This is a genomic window from uncultured Sulfitobacter sp. (genome assembly GCF_947499945.1).
Classification (GTDB): domain Bacteria; phylum Pseudomonadota; class Alphaproteobacteria; order Rhodobacterales; family Rhodobacteraceae; genus Sulfitobacter.
Genome location: NZ_CANMQD010000001.1, coordinates 1,947,501 through 1,962,162, shown reverse-complemented (window position 1 = coordinate 1,962,162; position 14,662 = coordinate 1,947,501). Strand labels below are relative to the sequence as shown.

The following is a 14,662-nucleotide window of genomic DNA, read 5'->3' as shown; positions in this document are numbered from 1 at the left end:
GCGTCCAATCGCTACGCCATGCACTAAGCGCAGCAAAGGCAAACACCATGAAACCCATTCGCCTGATGACAGGCTTTTTCACTGTAGGGGTCTGGACCCTGTTGAGCCGCATCTTGGGCTTTGTGCGCGAAGTTATGATCCTGTCGCTTGTCGGCCCTGGCCCTGTGATGGACGCATTTGTGGCCGCCTTCCGCTTACCCAATATGTTCCGCCGCTTCTTTGCCGAAGGGGCGTTTAACGCAGCCTTTGTGCCGATGTTTTCCAAGCGCCTTGAGGCCGATACGGACGCTGCCGCCTTTGCCCAAAACGCGTTTTCAGGACTGTTCTTTGTTGTCACACTTCTGACCGCCCTTGGCATGATCTTTATGCCTGCGCTGGTTTGGGCCACGGCGGAGGGTTTTTCCGACGACGCACGTTTTGACATGACTGTCGGCTTTGGCCGCATCGCCTTTCCCTACATCCTGTTCATGTCGCTTTCGGCTCTCTTCTCTGGCATCCTCAACGCCACAGGCCGCTTTGCCGTGGCCGCCGCAGCACCCGTACTGCTCAACATCTTTGTCATTTCCGCCCTAACCATGGCTGCAGTGACAGGGGGCGAAGCCATTAACTGGCTTATATGGGCGATCCCGATTGCAGGTGTCGCACAGCTTGCCCTTACGTGGCGCGCAGCGTCCCAAGCGGGATTTGACCTGCGACCCAAGCGTCCACGCTGGAACAAGGACATGCGCGATCTGGTAATGATTGCCCTGCCTGCCGCCCTCGCCTCCGGTGTGATGCAAATCAATCTTGTCGTAGGCCAATTGGTCGCATCGCAATATGAGAACGCAGTGAGCTGGCTTTTCGCGGCTGACAGGCTCTATCAACTCCCCTTGGGCGTGGTCGGTATCGCTGTGGGCATCGTCCTCCTCCCCGAACTTTCGCGTCGCCTTCAGGCAGGTGATGATGCAGGTGCAAAATCCGCACTCAGCCGCGCTGCCGAAATCTCGCTCGCGCTTACTATCCCTTCCGCCATCGCGCTTATGGTTATCCCGCTTACGCTCATTTCTGTTCTGTTCGAGCGAGGCGCTTCTGGTCCTGATGATACCGCTGCGATTGCCACTGCCGTAATGATCTATGGCCTCGGTCTGCCTGCCTTTGTTCTGCAAAAGATCGTGCAGCCCCTTTACTTCGCGCGCGCCGATACAAAGCGGCCTTTCTACTACGCTGTGGTTGCAATGACCGTGAATGCAGGCCTCGCGATTGGCTTGGCGCCGTGGGTCGGCTGGCTTGCCCCTGCAATCGCCGCGACAGTGGCAGGCTGGGCGATGTATGCACAACTGGCCTTCGGCGCACGTGGCTTTGGCGATGCGGCACGTGTCGACGCTCGCTTTCGCAAACGCATCTGGCGGATCATTGCGGCATCCGTGGTAATGGGTGCTGTGCTATGGTTCGTAAACCTGCAAATCGGCCCATTGCTTGCCCTACCATGGTGGCGCGGGTTGGGCCTTCTGATCCTTCTGAGCATTGGCGCTGTGGTCTATTTTGGCGCGGGGCAACTCTTTGGGGCATTCAGATTGTCAGAGTTTAAATCAGCCATGCGGCGCGGCGGTTAGCGCTGGCGCAACCGCCCCAATATCTTTGCCCATTCGCCGGGGGCACAAAGAAAGCAAAGTAAGAAACCGCAGATAAAACCTGATAATTCCGCGACCCAGCCGTTGCCTACGGTGCCGAACAGGCTCCAGACCAATTGTAGGCCCATCAGCATTCCGATGAGGGTAAACGCCTGCATCTGCTGGCCGCCCGTTGCCCCCAACCTACGCCACATCAAAAAGCTGTAGCCGCCGATCAGACCATAAACAGACGGGTAGGCACCCACCAGCCAGACAGGGTCATCCAGCAGAAGAGCATAGGCCAATGCCCCACCAATGCCCGACAGCATAAACAGCGCCAGCATCGCAAACTGCCCCATCACTTCTGCCGCCATCTTCCCCAGCGCCAACATCAGAACGATCGCGAGCAGCGCGTGGGTGAAGCTGAGGTGGATAAACGGATAGGTAATGAGCCGTGCAACATGTTGTGCAGTCCAGTAGTTTTGCGCAATCATCGCATCGAACAAATCACCCGAGAATCCCCAGTCGCGCACGAGTGCCAGACGCCAACCTATCGCGTTTGGTCCGCCTACCAACCCCGCCTCGCCCAGCGACAGCACCGCCTCGACCCCCGCCATCAGCAGGAACAGGACCACCACCACAACAGGCAGTTTATTGAAAGGTGGCTCGAAATCAGGATCGTTTTGTGGCGTGTACTCGTTTGGCATCGGTCTCTTTCGGTCTGTTGACGGGAACCTGCGCCATGGGTAAGCCCATCGCAACAGCATATCCAGCCCCAACCGGAGCATCCCATGACCGAAACCAAATTTACCCCCCGCGTATTTTCCGGCATCCAGCCTTCGGGCGGCCTCACGCTGGGCAACTATCTGGGCGCGATCAAACGCTTTGTGGATATGCAGAATGTGGGCGATTTCCAGACTATCTATTGCATGGTCGATCTGCACGCCATCACGGTTTGGCAAGACCCTGCCAAGTTGCGGCACAATACGCGTGAGTTGGCTGCCGGTTTCATTGCAAGCGGTATCTCCCCTGAAAAATCAGTCCTGATCAATCAATCCGCGGTGCCAGAGCATGCGCAACTCGCGTGGATCTTTAACTGCGTCGCGCGCATGGGCTGGATGAGCCGCATGACACAATTCAAGGACAAGGCCGGCAAAAACGCCGAGCAGTCGTCGCTGGGCCTGTTCGGTTATCCTGCGCTGATGGCCGCTGATATCTTGATTTATCACGCGACCCATGTGCCCGTAGGGGAAGACCAGAAACAGCACCTTGAGTTGACCCGCGACATTGCGGCCAAGTTCAACCACGACTACGGCGTTGATTTCTTTCCCGTGACTGAACCTGTAATCGAAGGGGCTGCAACCCGCGTCATGTCCTTGCGCGACGGCTCCAAAAAGATGTCTAAGTCTGATCCCTCTGACGCCAGCCGCATCAACATGACCGATGACGCCGACACCATCGCCAAGAAAATTCGCAAGGCGAAGACAGACCCCGACGCGCTGCCCTCCGAGATCGAAGGCCTCAAAGACCGCCCCGAGGCGCGCAATCTGGTAAACATCTACGCCGCGCTTAACGAGCAAACGGTCGAACAGGTTTTGGCAGACGTTGGCGGTCAGCAATTCGGCACCTTCAAACCTGCGCTCGCAGAACTGGCTGTGGCAAAACTCAGCCCGATCTCGACCGAGATGGCACGTCTGATGAGTGACGTAACCGAAATCGACAAACTGCTGGCAAAGGGCGCACTCCAAGCCCGCGAAATCACCGCTCCGATCCTCAAGAAAACCTATGAGATCGTGGGGATGGTAGGCAGCTAAGGACACTTCCCTAGCGGTAACATCTTCGTATACTGTAAAGATATTCAAGCGAGAGATTTTACCATGCCCATACTTCTATTGATTTTGAGCGCCATTGGCGGCGCGATCTGGTTCTGGGTGCGTAACAATCCCCGCGATGCCATCCACGCCGCCCAAGACGCAGCAACGACAATCAAAAATGCCCCGCGCAAACTGGCCTTTCGCAAACAAACCAATGCGCATCCTGTTGAGGGCATTGATGATCCGCGCATTGCAATCTGTGCGATCGGGCAAGCGTTCATTGAGTTGGACGACCTGCCCACGCTCGACCAGCGCGAACATATGGGCCAGCAGCTTCGCGCAGTGGTCGGCTGTTCCAAGGATGAAGCTGACGAGATGCAAATCCTTGGCCGCTGGCTGATGAACCAATGCCAAGGGCCGGAGCAAGCTGTGACACGCCTTGGTCGCCGCCTTTACAAGATTGACGGCGATGCCTCTTGGGATCTGCTACAGGAGTTCCTCGGTTCCTTGGTGCAAGACGGCCTATCCTCATCCCAGATTGACGCTATATCAGAGCTCAAACGCGCCTTTTGCAAGAAATAGTATTAGCGCCATGCCAGCCGTGGACAATTCTCGCCCACTTTGCCACGCTCCGCTTCAACGATAGGAGAGCACTATGGCAACCGGATTTTTCTGGGATGAGCGAACGTTTTGGCACGCAGGGGGCAACTATGCCATGACGCTGCCCTTGGGCGGTTTGGTGCAGCCTCTGGCGGCTGGCGGACTGCCGGAAAGCCCAGAGACCAAGCGCCGTTTCAAAAACCTGATGGATGTTACCGGCCTCGCCCGTGAACTGAACATGCGCACGGCAGAGCATGCCACTCGAGAGGAGCTGCTCCGCGTGCATCCCGCCTCCTACCTCGACACCTTCAAAGCCGCCTCTGATGCAAATGGCGGTGAGTTGGGGCACCACGCCCCCTTCGCCAAAGACGGCTACGAGATTGCGACGCTTTCCGCAGGCCTCGCCACTGCCGCAGTGCGCGCCGTGATGAGTGGTGAGATCGACAACGCCTATTCCCTCTCCCGCCCTCCGGGTCATCATTGTGAGCCAGACAAACCCATGGGCTTTTGCCTGCTTGCCAATATCGCCATCGCCATTGAGGCTGCCCGCAGCGAGGGGCGTATTACCCGCGCTGTTGTCCTTGATTGGGATGTGCACCACGGTAATGGCACAGAAAAAATCTTTTACGGGCGCAATGATGTGCTGACGATCTCGCTACATCAGGAAAACAACTACCCGTTGGAAAGCGGCCCCCTGCTTGATCGCGGTGAGGGCGCAGGTGAGGGGTTTAACCTCAATCTCCCGCTGCCCCCCGGCTTAGGCCATGACGGCTACCTGCACGCAATCGACACCATCGTGATCCCTCAGATCAAGGCGTTCAATCCCGACATCATCATCGTCGCTTGCGGCTATGACTGCGCCATGCCCGATCCACTCGGTTCCATGCTCGCCTCCGCCCAGACCTTCCGGGATATGACGGCCCGCATCAAACAAACCGCCAACGAGGTATGCAACGGAAAGCTGGTCGTTGTGCATGAAGGCGGCTATTCCGAAGTCTATGTCCCCTTCTGCGGCCATGCCGTGATGGAGGAGTTGAGCGGCAGCAAGATCACCGCACCAGATCCCATGGCCGAAGCTATGCACTTACGCCAACCCAACGCCCGCGTCACCGCCTTTCACAAAGCGCTGATCGACGACATGAGCTATGAGATAGGTCTATAAGAATGCCCGTACCAAACCCTGCCGCACTTGATTTCCTGCTGACGCGCCGCTCGCGGCCGGCGAAGACACTTACAGGCCCCGTGCCTGACCGCGATATGCTGATGCAACTGCTCACCGCCGCATCGCGCACGCCTGATCATGGCAAGCTTGAGCCGTGGCGCTTTATCATCGTGGACCGTGCTGCGATGGGACCATTGGCAGAGCTTGCCCAAACTCGGGGCGAAACGCTCAACCTCGCCCCTGACCAAATCACCAAAGGCCGTACGCAATTTGACCAAGGACATCTGGCCGTAGCCGTGATCGAAGTGCAGCGAGACTCCCCGAAAATTCCCGCATTAGAGCAAACTTACACCGTAGGCGCCGTTTGCCTCGCCTTGCTCAACGCCGCACTTGCCGCGGGATGGGGTGCAAACTGGCTCAGCGGTTGGGTGAGCCACGACCGCGAATTCATGGAGCAAGGATTCAACCTCGCTTCGCATGAGCGTATCGCAGGCCTCATCCATATCGCGACCGAGACGAGCACGCCACCAGAGCGCCCCCGCCCCGATATAGAGACGATCACAACATGGCTTTAGACACTGTTTTCAAGGCAATCAGCCTTGCGTTGAGTCAGTTGGGCGATCCCCGTTTTCGCCGTGTTCTGCTGCTTGGCGTCGGCGGTGCAGTTACGCTTCTCATCGCCTTTACTTGGTGTTTGTCCGTCCTTGTCGGGTGGCTCACAGGCGACAGCATTTCATTGCCATTCGTCGGCGAAATCCAATGGCTCGATAACGTCTTTAGCTGGGGTGCAGTCGTCTTGGCACTGCTCCTGTCGGTGTTCCTGATGGTGCCCGTTGCCTCCGCCATCACGTCACTGTTCCTAGACGACGTGGCAGACGCGGTAGAGGCCGTACACTACCCCAACATCGCGCAACAGCCCCGCACACCCTTTGGCGAGGCCTTGCGTGATACATTCGGCTTTCTCGGCGTGATTGTCATCGTGAACTTGCTCGCGCTGGTTCTCTATGTGATCTTCGCGCCCATCGCGCTCTTCATCTTCTGGACGGTGAACGGCTTTCTGCTGGGGCGGGAATACTTCATGTTGGTTGCCATGCGCCGCGTGGGCCGCAAACGCGCCAAGGAGTTGCGCCGCAAGCACTTCCTCACCGTCTGGGTCGCGGGCATACTTATGGCGATGCCGCTCTCCATTCCGCTGCTAAACCTGGTGATCCCGATCTTGGGTGCTGCGACTTTTACTCATTTGTTCCAGTTACTGCCGCAGGAGCACCGCGGCCCACCCAATCCTCCAGATTATCGACGCTGATCACACCTGAAAGAATGATCGCCACAAAGCTTCCCCAGATGAGGAAGGATAAGCCCGTACACCACAGCGCCTTTTTACCTAGGTGGTGGTGTTCCGGCGCCCCTGCGTGGGTGCCAGGCACGATATCTTCGAGGTCACCCTGCGTCTGCACACGAATGGGCAAGATGATCAGGAACAACATGAACCAGACGATCGCATACAGAACAATGGCCGAGACGGGACCCATTAGACTTGCTCCAGCTCAACGAGGGCACCGTTGAAGTCCTTGGGGTGGAGGAAGATCACAGGTTTGCCATGCGCACCAATCTTTGGCTCGCCGGTCCCCAATACCCGCGCGCCAGTGGTAAGCAGATGGTCACGCGCCGCAATAATATCATCTACCTCATAACAGATGTGGTGAATGCCGCCGGCGGGGTTCTTGTCCAGAAACCCCTGAATCGGGGAATTCTCTCCCAAGGGATAAAGCAATTCAATCTTGGTGTTCGGCAACTCAATGAAAATGACCGTCACGCCATGGTCAGGCTCATCCTGCGGTGCGCCGACATTGGCACCCAGCGCATTGCGGTACTGGTCCGCTGCAGCCTCAAGGTCAGGCACAGCGATGGCCACATGGTTAAGACGTCCGATCATGGTATTCTCCTCACAGCTTTGGCTTTTTGCGTTTATGGGCTGCAAAAGATCGACGTGCAATGCGGCGTGTTAACTCTCTCTTAGGGAGGCCTGCGCCAGAATAGGGAAACTTGTATGGAATCGGAGAGCACGATGGATACCAATGACCCATTTGCGGCAAACTATCCCGCGCCAACCGCTGCGCGTCCCCTGCTGGGCCTCACGGTTCTGGTGGTAGAAGACAGCCGCTACGCTTGCGAAGCCATGCGCCTACTGTGCCTACGCTCCGGTGCGCGGATCAGACGCGCAGACTGCATACGATCTGCACGCAGGCACCTCCAAGTGTACCGTCCTTCTGTGGTGGTTGTTGATATGGGCCTGCCAGATGGCAATGGTGCTGACCTGATTGCAGAGCTTGCACAAACCGAGACGGAAAAAAGCGTTGTACTTGCCACTTCCGGCGATGACATGCTTGAGGGTGAGGCAATGGCCGCTGGTGCACAGGGCTTCCTTGGCAAACCCATTACCTCTCTTGCCGTGTTTCAGCAGATGGTTCTTGCATCACTGCCTGCGGATCGCCAGCCCCCCGGTCTTCGCGCGATCGTAGATGAGCAGGTCTCGCCCGATCAAATCGCCTATCACGATGATATCAACTACGCGGCGGAGTTACTGGACAATCTGCCCAACGACAAAGCACTGGACTACATCGCACAGTTCCTGCAAGGGGTCGCCCGGTCGGTCGAGGACAACCGCATGGAACAGGCTGCACGCGCACTCGCAAACAAGCGCGCGTCCGGGGAAGCGACAACATCGGAGATGGCGCAAATAGCAGGACTGATCCAGCAACGGCTTGCAGACAGAATCGCAATATAAACGCTAGGAAGGCAAGGCCGGATCGTCGGACACCCGCACAAGGCGCGTCATATCCCCAAGGCTCTCGCGTTGCCGCCCTGCAGCGTCAAAATTTGTCGGCGACAGCCAAGCCGCATATGCTTCCTTCAGAGATGGCCACTCTGCGTCAATTGCTGCAAACCACGCAGTGTCCCGGTTGCGTCCCTTTGAGACCGTGGCCTGACGAAACACACCCTCATAGCTAAGGCCGAAACGCTGGGCCGCGCGTCGCGATGCCTTATTGAGTGCGTTACACTTCCATTCATAGCGGCGGTACCCTGCGTCGAACGCCCATGACATCATCAGATACATGGCTTCGGTCGCCGCCCGCGTTCGTTGGAGCGCTGGACTGTAATTGATATGTCCGACCTCAATAGAGCCCGCCTCAGGTGCAGCGCGCAAATAGCTTGCAACGCCCTCCCAGTTTCCGGTTTCCAAATTCTTGATGGCGTAGAAATACGTATCATCCATGGCCGCATGGTCACGCACCCAGCGATGGTATTGCGACGCAGATGAGAATGGACCATAGGCCATATAATCCCAGACCTGATCGTGCTCCGCGAATGCGCGGTAGAGTAATGCCGCATGATCCTCCGCGTTCATACGTTCGAGGCGGACATATTGGCCTTCGACCACGTCCCAGTTTGGAATTCTTGGCGTTGACCAATTCGGAACTGGCATCCCTAAAAGAGTATCAGAAGGCGGATTGTTATTCATACAGGAGTGATAGGCTGCATCCGGCGGATCGCCAACCCCTGATGAGAGCTACTCGTTTGCATCAAATGCAAAGCACTTCCCTTACCTATCCTCTAATTCGCGCCTTATTCAGACGCTATTCTTTCCTCAACACAGAGGAACAAGGATATCGAAATGATCACATTTCTACGCAGCTTCTCACATGACACATCCGGCGCTGTGACCGTTGACTGGGTTGTTCTCACCGCCGCTGTTGTCGGGCTCGGCATTGCCGCCGCAGTGAATGTTGCAGATGGTACTGTTCAGATGGGCGACAACCTTGGAACATTCCTAGAGACGGAGCGCCCATTCATTCAAAACGAGTAAGGTCACCAACCATATCGAAAGAGCGCCGCAGTTATCTGCGGCGCTCTTGTTTAGTCCAGCGGGATTACGCGTAGGCCAAGCTCCATCAATTGGTCTGGCATCGGATCGTTTGGTGCGTTCATCATCAAGTCTTCCGCACGCTGATTCATCGGGAAAAGAATAACTTCGCGAATGTTGCTCTCTTCTGCAAGCAGCATCACAATGCGGTCAATCCCAGCAGCGCAGCCACCATGCGGCGGAGCACCATATTGGAAGGCGTTAACCATACCACCAAACCGTTTCTCAACCTCGTCTTTACCGTAACCGGCAATTTCAAATGCTTTAAACATGATCTCCGGGCGGTGATTTCGGATCGCGCCCGAAACTAACTCGTATCCGTTACACGCTAGGTCATACTGATACCCAAGCACCTGAAGCGGATCACCGTTCAAAGCCTCCATACCACCCTGCGGCATCGAGAACGGGTTGTGTTCAAAATCTATCTTGCCGCTCTCCTCGTCTTTTTCATAGATCGGGAAATCCACGATCCATGCAAAAGCAAAGCGGTCCATATCCGTCAGGCCCAACTCTTCGCCAATGACATTGCGCGCGCGCCCTGCCACTGCTTCAAAAGCTTTCGGCTTACCCCCAAGGAAGAAGGCGGCGTCGCCAACACCCAGCCCAAGCTGCTGGCGGATGGCTTCCGTCCGCTCTGGTCCAATGTTCTTGGCCAATGGCCCTGCTGCTTCCATGCCTTCGCCCTGATCGCGCCAGAAGATATATCCCATCCCAGGCAAGCCTTCTTTTTGCGCAAAGGCATTCATCCGGTCACAGAATTTTCGGCTACCACCCTTAGGCGCGGGGATTGCACGAATTTGTGTACCATCCTGCTCCAACAGCTTCGCAAAAATAGCAAAGCCGGAACCAGCGAAATGCTCCGACACCACCTGCATCTTGATCGGGTTACGAAGGTCAGGCTTATCCGAGCCATACCAAAGCGCAGCATCTTTATAAGAAATTTGTGGCCACTCCTGATCCACAGCCTTATCGCCACCAAACTCCTCGAAGACGCCCGTCAGTACAGGTTGGATCGTATCGAACACATCCTGTTGCTCGACAAAGGACATCTCAAGGTCAAGTTGATAAAAGTCCGTGGGGGAGCGGTCAGCACGAGGGTCTTCATCGCGGAAACACGGCGCGATTTGAAAGTATTTGTCAAAACCCGAAACCATAAGAAGCTGTTTGAACTGCTGCGGAGCCTGAGGTAGGGCATAGAATTTACCTGGGTGCTGACGTGAGGGGACAAGAAAGTCCCGCGCACCCTCCGGTGAAGATGCAGTAATGATAGGTGTTTGGAATTCCTTAAAGGATTGATCCCACATCCGTTTTCGAATGGAACTCACGACGTCAGAGCGTAAGATCATATTGCGCTGCATCTTCTCACGGCGTAGATCGAGGTAACGATAACGCAAACGCGTTTCTTCAGGATATTCCTGGTCGCCAAACACTTGCAGCGGAAGTTCACCGTTCACGGTGCCCAAAACTTCAAGCTCACGGACAAAGACTTCAATTTCGCCAGTTGGGATTTTGGTGTTAATCAAATCAGGTGCCCGCGCTTTTACTTCGCCATCAATGCGTATGCACCATTCCGCACGTACCTTTTCAACTTGCGAAAAAGCAGCGGAGTCAGGGTCGCAGATTAACTGGGTCATGCCATAATGATCACGTAAGTCGATAAATAAGACACCGCCATGATCACGGACGCGGTGGACCCATCCTGACAAACGGATTTTTTCGCCAACATGTGTGGCATTTAATTCGGCGCAAGTTTGGCTTCTATAGGCGTGCATGGTGGTCCCTCTTACTTGGTCGGAAATGGACTGACTTTGGCCATTTAACTTCTTTGGTTTCGTCGGCAGCTACACAGGCCGAGGGGTATGAAGTCAAGGGGGACTTCGTATAGGGATAGTGAGGTATTTGTTGCTGGCTTGTTTCGTAGTTAGTATTTTTTTGCATTGGAAGTTTTTGGGGAGGTTTTTTTTTGGGCTGGTGGGTATGCGTTTTGGATGGTTTGACAGGTCTCTGATCTATCGGAGGATGGGTGGAGGCGATGCTGGTATTGGGATTTTGGTTTTGGATGTGTTGCTACAAGAACGGGGTGATCCGGAGGGTTTGCGCTGGATCAGGATAAATGTGGTCCATTTTGGGAGACGGAGATTGCCACTAACTTTCTGGCAAACGACGTTTTCAGCAATCATGGTATAGAGAAAGGCCGATTTCAGAACCTTGGAAGGTCTGCGATGATCGGCTGGTTGACAGTGTCATCAAGAGCATACCGACAGCAGAGGGGGCATCCGTCGCACCTGTCTGCCGGGCCCTAGCAACGTGCCACAGGGCATGCTGACGGTAATAGGCCAGGTATTGTTTGCGAAGCCTTTTCCCACTCCCGAGTTATTTCATGCGCAACAGCTGACAAAGCTCGATGCTTCAAACAGCAAAACGCCGCCCAGTTTTCACTGAACGGCGTTTTGATTACATCGAAGAGAGATACTCATGAGGAACTTATTAGGTTTGGCGATGACCTACTCTCCCACGCCTTAAGACGCAGTACCATCGGCGCAGTAGCACTTAACTGCCGGGTTCGGGATGGGACCGGGTGTTTTGCTTACGCTGTGATCACCAAACCAAATAAATTCCTCATGTCCAAGTCAGTACGCTGATTGTGTGTGTATGCTTTTGATAACGAGCATTCGAAGAATGTCTCGCTGATCAGTTTCAGTGAGGCGTTAAGTCTCTCTGTTACTGGATCAAATCAAGCCTATCGAGCCATTAGTACCAGTCAACTGAACGTGTTACCACGCTTACATCTCTGGCCTATCGACGAGGTAGTCTACCTCGGCTCTCAGGGATACCTTGTTTTGAGGGGGGCTTCCCGCTTAGATGCCTTCAGCGGTTATCCTGTCCGATCATAGCTACTCTGCACTGCGGCTGGCGCCACAACAGATCCACCAGTGGATCGTTCACCCCGGTCCTCTCGTACTAGGGGCAACTCCTCTCAAGTATCCTACACCCACGGAAGATAGGGACCGAACTGTCTCACGACGTTCTAAACCCAGCTCACGTACCTCTTTAAACGGCGAACAGCCGTACCCTTGGGACCTGCTCCAGCCCCAGGATGAGATGAGCCGACATCGAGGTGCCAAACACTGCCGTCGATATGGACTCTTGGGCAGTATCAGCCTGTTATCCCCGGCGTACCTTTTATCCGTTGAGCGATGGCCCTTCCACTCGGGACCACCGGATCACTATGACCGACTTTCGTCTCTGCTCGACTTGTCAGTCTCGCAGTCAGGCTGGCTTCTGCCATTGCACTCAACGACCGATTTCCGACCGGTCTGAGCCAACCTTCGCGCGCCTCCGTTACGATTTAGGAGGCGACCGCCCCAGTCAAACTACCCACCACACAGGGTCCCGGATCCGGATAACGGACCGCGGTTAGACATCAAGCAGAACAAGGGTGGTATCTCAAGGGAGGCTCCACAGGGACTAGCGTCCCTGCTTCAAAGCCCACCACCTATCCTGCACATGTTCGGCCTAATGCCAGTGTGAAGTTGTAGTAAAGGTGCACGGGGTCTTTCCGTCTAACCGCGGGTAACCGGCATCTTGACCGGTAATTCAATTTCGCTGAGTCTATGTTGGAGACAGCGGGGAAGTCGTTACGCCATTCGTGCAGGTCGGAACTTACCCGACAAGGAATTTCGCTACCTTAGGACCGTTATAGTTACGGCCGCCGTTTACCTGGGCTTCAATTCAGAGCTCTCACCCCTCCTTTTAACCTTCAGGCACCGGGCAGGCGTCAGACCCTATACGTCGTCTTACGACTTCGCAGAGCCCTGTGTTTTTAATAAACAGTCGCCACCCCCTGGTTTGTGCCCCCAGCCAAAACTTGCGTTTCGACCGGGCCTCCTTCTCGCGAACTTACGGAGGTATTTTGCCGAGTTCCTTCAACATAGTTCTCTCAAGCGCCTTGGTATTCTCTACCTATCCACCTGTGTCGGTTTAGGGTACGATCTAACGATGGAGCTATTTCCAGGAACCTCTAAGCAGCCCATTCAATCCGATAAGGATGAACTACCCTCGAGATCCGTCACTTCCATCTGGCCCAGGAATATTAACCTGGTTCCCATCGACTACGCCTTTCGGCCTCGCCTTAGGGGTCGGCTTACCCTGCTCAGATTAGCTTTAAGCAGGAACCCTTGGATTTTCGGCGAGAGTGTCTCTCACACTCTTTGTCGCTACTCATGTCATCATTCTCACTAGTGATCTCTCCACGGGATCCCTCACAGGCCCGCTTCACAGAAAGCTCCGCGTGTCCAATCCTACCGAAGTAGGTAAGGACACATGGAACTATGTCACACTACGCTCTGCTACCATGCAATAAATGCATCCTAAGCTTCGGCTCATGGCTTGAGCCCCGTTACATCTTCGCCGCAGGACAACTTATTTAGACCAGTGAGCTGTTACGCTATCTTTAAAGGATGGCTGCTTCTAAGCCAACCTCCTGGTTGTTTTGGTCGTCCCACCTGCTTTCCCACTTAGCCATGAATTAGGGGCCTTAGCTGTAGGTCAGGGTTGTTTCCCTCTTCACGACGGACGTTAGCATTCGCCGTGTGTCTGCCGACTAGTACTCATCGGTATTCGGAGTTTGGTTAGGATCAGTAAGCCTGTGGGGCCCCATTACCCATCCAGTGCTCTACCCCCGATGGTATTCGGTCGACGCTCTACCTAAATAGATTTCGCAGAGAACCAGCTATCTCCGAGTTTGATTGGCCTTTCACCCCTAGGCACAGCTCATCCCGATCTTTTTCAACAGATGTGGGTTCGGTCCTCCAGTAAGTGTTACCTTACCTTCAACCTGGCCATGCCTAGATCACTCGGTTTCGGGTCTGATCCCTCAAACTCATTCGCCCTATTAAGACTCGCTTTCGCTGCGCCTACACCTAACGGCTTAAGCTTGCTTGAGAGACCAAGTCGATGACCCATTATACAAAAGGTACGCTGTCAGGCCGCAAGGGCCCTCCAACTGATTGTAGGCGTTCGGTTTCAGGTACTGTTTCACTCCCCTCGTCGGGGTGCTTTTCACCTTTCCCTCACGGTACTGGTTCACTATCGGTCAGTAAGGAGTACTTAGCCTTCGAAGGTGGTCCTCCGATCTTCAGACAGAATTTCACGTGTTCCGCCCTACTTAATACGTCCAATCATGCTTCTTATACGGGACTATCACCCACTTTGGTTGCGCATTCCAACGCATTCTAACCACACTCATGGCTCGGCTGGTCCCCGTTCGCTCGCCGCTACTAGGGGAGTATCATATTGATTTCCTTTCCTCCGGGTACTTAGATGTTTCAGTTCCCCGGGTTTGCTTTTCTGAGTCTATATATTCAACAAAGAAATACCTGGTTAACCACATTATTAGCTACTCACGAATGAGTAGTAATAACATAGTATCAGGTGGGTTGCCCCATTCGGAAATTCATGGATCAAAGCCTATTCTCGGCTCCCCATGACTTATCGCAGAGTATCACGTCCTTCATCGCCTCTTACTGCCAAGGCATTCACCAAACGCCCTTTTCGCGCTTGATTTGATCCAGAA

13 protein-coding genes and 2 rRNA genes are annotated in these 14,662 nt (G+C 54.8%); 8 read left to right on the top strand and 7 right to left on the bottom strand.

Translation table 11 applies throughout. The features are described 5' to 3' along the window. Positions 1–47 precede the first annotated feature (47 nt). Positions 48–1,592, top strand: coding sequence for a murein biosynthesis integral membrane protein MurJ (gene murJ, locus Q0775_RS09780; protein WP_298859727.1), 1,545 nt, complete (start codon positions 48–50; stop codon positions 1,590–1,592). Here the strand turns inward: murJ and Q0775_RS09775 are convergent. Beyond that, positions 1,589–2,296 (bottom strand): rhomboid family intramembrane serine protease, encoded by a 708-nt coding sequence (locus Q0775_RS09775; protein ID WP_298859725.1) that lies wholly within the window; start codon positions 2,294–2,296, stop codon positions 1,589–1,591. The genes murJ and Q0775_RS09775 overlap by 4 nt on opposite strands. An 84-nt stretch (positions 2,297–2,380) precedes the next feature. Between Q0775_RS09775 and trpS the strand changes: the two genes are divergently transcribed. From trpS to Q0775_RS09750, 5 genes are all read left to right on the top strand, one after another. Further along, positions 2,381–3,403 (top strand): tryptophan--tRNA ligase, encoded by a 1,023-nt coding sequence (gene trpS / locus Q0775_RS09770; RefSeq protein ID WP_298859723.1) that lies wholly within the window; start codon positions 2,381–2,383, stop codon positions 3,401–3,403. 63 nt (positions 3,404–3,466) lie between these two features. Further along, positions 3,467–3,985: a hypothetical protein gene (locus tag Q0775_RS09765; RefSeq protein ID WP_298859721.1), complete on the top strand. Its 519-nt coding sequence runs from the start codon at positions 3,467–3,469 to the stop codon at positions 3,983–3,985. Between the two features lie 73 nt (positions 3,986–4,058). Beyond that, positions 4,059–5,165, top strand: a complete 1,107-nt coding sequence (locus Q0775_RS09760) for a class II histone deacetylase (RefSeq protein ID WP_298859719.1) — start codon at positions 4,059–4,061, stop codon at positions 5,163–5,165. Positions 5,166–5,167: 2 nt separating this feature from the next. After that, positions 5,168–5,740, top strand: a complete 573-nt coding sequence (locus Q0775_RS09755; RefSeq protein WP_298859717.1) for a nitroreductase family protein — start codon at positions 5,168–5,170, stop codon at positions 5,738–5,740. Further along, on the top strand, positions 5,731–6,468 hold the full coding sequence (locus Q0775_RS09750; protein ID WP_298859715.1) for an EI24 domain-containing protein: 738 nt from the start codon (positions 5,731–5,733) through the stop codon (positions 6,466–6,468). The genes Q0775_RS09755 and Q0775_RS09750 overlap by 10 nt, the downstream gene beginning before the upstream one ends. Here Q0775_RS09750 and Q0775_RS09745 read toward each other — a convergent pair. Both Q0775_RS09745 and mce read right to left on the bottom strand, forming a co-directional pair. After that, entirely contained in the window at positions 6,398–6,694 is a 297-nt protein-coding gene (locus Q0775_RS09745; RefSeq protein WP_298859714.1) for a DUF1467 family protein, read from the bottom strand. The two genes, Q0775_RS09750 and Q0775_RS09745, sit on opposite strands and share 71 nt — an antisense overlap. Further along, positions 6,694–7,098: a methylmalonyl-CoA epimerase gene (gene mce, locus Q0775_RS09740; RefSeq protein WP_298859712.1), complete on the bottom strand. Its 405-nt coding sequence runs from the start codon at positions 7,096–7,098 to the stop codon at positions 6,694–6,696. Before mce ends, Q0775_RS09745 begins: the two co-directional genes overlap by 1 nt. A 132-nt stretch (positions 7,099–7,230) precedes the next feature. Between mce and Q0775_RS09735 the strand changes: the two genes are divergently transcribed. After that, positions 7,231–7,950 carry a response regulator gene (locus Q0775_RS09735; protein WP_298860028.1) on the top strand — a complete coding sequence of 240 codons (720 nt, stop codon included), beginning with the start codon at positions 7,231–7,233 and terminating at the stop codon, positions 7,948–7,950. A gap of 3 nt (positions 7,951–7,953) precedes the next feature. Here the strand turns inward: Q0775_RS09735 and Q0775_RS09730 are convergent, their stop codons facing one another. Next, positions 7,954–8,685, bottom strand: coding sequence for a GNAT family protein (locus Q0775_RS09730; protein WP_298859710.1), 732 nt, complete (start codon positions 8,683–8,685; stop codon positions 7,954–7,956). A 153-nt stretch (positions 8,686–8,838) separates the two neighbouring features. Here Q0775_RS09730 and Q0775_RS09725 point away from each other — a divergent pair, with 153 nt between their 5' ends. Further along, the gene (locus Q0775_RS09725; RefSeq protein ID WP_298859707.1) at positions 8,839–9,030 is read left to right on the top strand and encodes a hypothetical protein; all 192 of its coding nucleotides are present in this window, start codon (positions 8,839–8,841) and stop codon (positions 9,028–9,030) included. A 50-nt stretch (positions 9,031–9,080) separates the two neighbouring features. Here Q0775_RS09725 and aspS read toward each other — a convergent pair whose 3' ends face one another. The 3 genes from aspS to Q0775_RS09710 all read right to left on the bottom strand — a co-directional run bounded on the left by aspS (position 9,081) and on the right by Q0775_RS09710 (position 14,652). Next, a complete protein-coding gene (gene aspS, locus Q0775_RS09720; protein ID WP_298859705.1) occupies positions 9,081–10,859 on the bottom strand; it encodes an aspartate--tRNA ligase in 1,779 nt (592 codons plus the stop codon). A gap of 719 nt (positions 10,860–11,578) precedes the next feature. After that, positions 11,579–11,693 (bottom strand): 5S ribosomal RNA (rrf, locus tag Q0775_RS09715). Positions 11,694–11,817: 124 nt separating this feature from the next. Continuing rightward, positions 11,818–14,652, bottom strand: a 23S ribosomal RNA gene (locus Q0775_RS09710). Between the last annotated feature and the right edge of the window lie 10 nt (positions 14,653–14,662).

Excerpts from the sequence above, each read along its gene's own strand:
- murJ (WP_298859727.1), top strand. The coding sequence starts at position 48 with ATGAAACCCATTCGCCTGATGACAGGCTTTTTCACTGTAGGGGTCTGG.
- Q0775_RS09775 (WP_298859725.1), bottom strand. The coding sequence starts at position 2,296 with ATGCCAAACGAGTACACGCCACAAAACGATCCTGATTTCGAGCCACCT.
- trpS (WP_298859723.1), top strand. The coding sequence starts at position 2,381 with ATGACCGAAACCAAATTTACCCCCCGCGTATTTTCCGGCATCCAGCCT.
- Q0775_RS09765 (WP_298859721.1), top strand. The coding sequence starts at position 3,467 with ATGCCCATACTTCTATTGATTTTGAGCGCCATTGGCGGCGCGATCTGG.
- Q0775_RS09760 (WP_298859719.1), top strand. The coding sequence starts at position 4,059 with ATGGCAACCGGATTTTTCTGGGATGAGCGAACGTTTTGGCACGCAGGG.
- Q0775_RS09755 (WP_298859717.1), top strand. The coding sequence starts at position 5,168 with ATGCCCGTACCAAACCCTGCCGCACTTGATTTCCTGCTGACGCGCCGC.
- Q0775_RS09750 (WP_298859715.1), top strand. The coding sequence starts at position 5,731 with ATGGCTTTAGACACTGTTTTCAAGGCAATCAGCCTTGCGTTGAGTCAG.
- Q0775_RS09745 (WP_298859714.1), bottom strand. The coding sequence starts at position 6,694 with ATGGGTCCCGTCTCGGCCATTGTTCTGTATGCGATCGTCTGGTTCATG.
- mce (WP_298859712.1), bottom strand. The coding sequence starts at position 7,098 with ATGATCGGACGTCTTAACCATGTGGCCATCGCTGTGCCTGACCTTGAG.
- Q0775_RS09735 (WP_298860028.1), top strand. The coding sequence starts at position 7,231 with ATGGATACCAATGACCCATTTGCGGCAAACTATCCCGCGCCAACCGCT.
- Q0775_RS09730 (WP_298859710.1), bottom strand. The coding sequence starts at position 8,685 with ATGAATAACAATCCGCCTTCTGATACTCTTTTAGGGATGCCAGTTCCG.
- Q0775_RS09725 (WP_298859707.1), top strand. The coding sequence starts at position 8,839 with ATGATCACATTTCTACGCAGCTTCTCACATGACACATCCGGCGCTGTG.
- aspS (WP_298859705.1), bottom strand. The coding sequence starts at position 10,859 with ATGCACGCCTATAGAAGCCAAACTTGCGCCGAATTAAATGCCACACAT.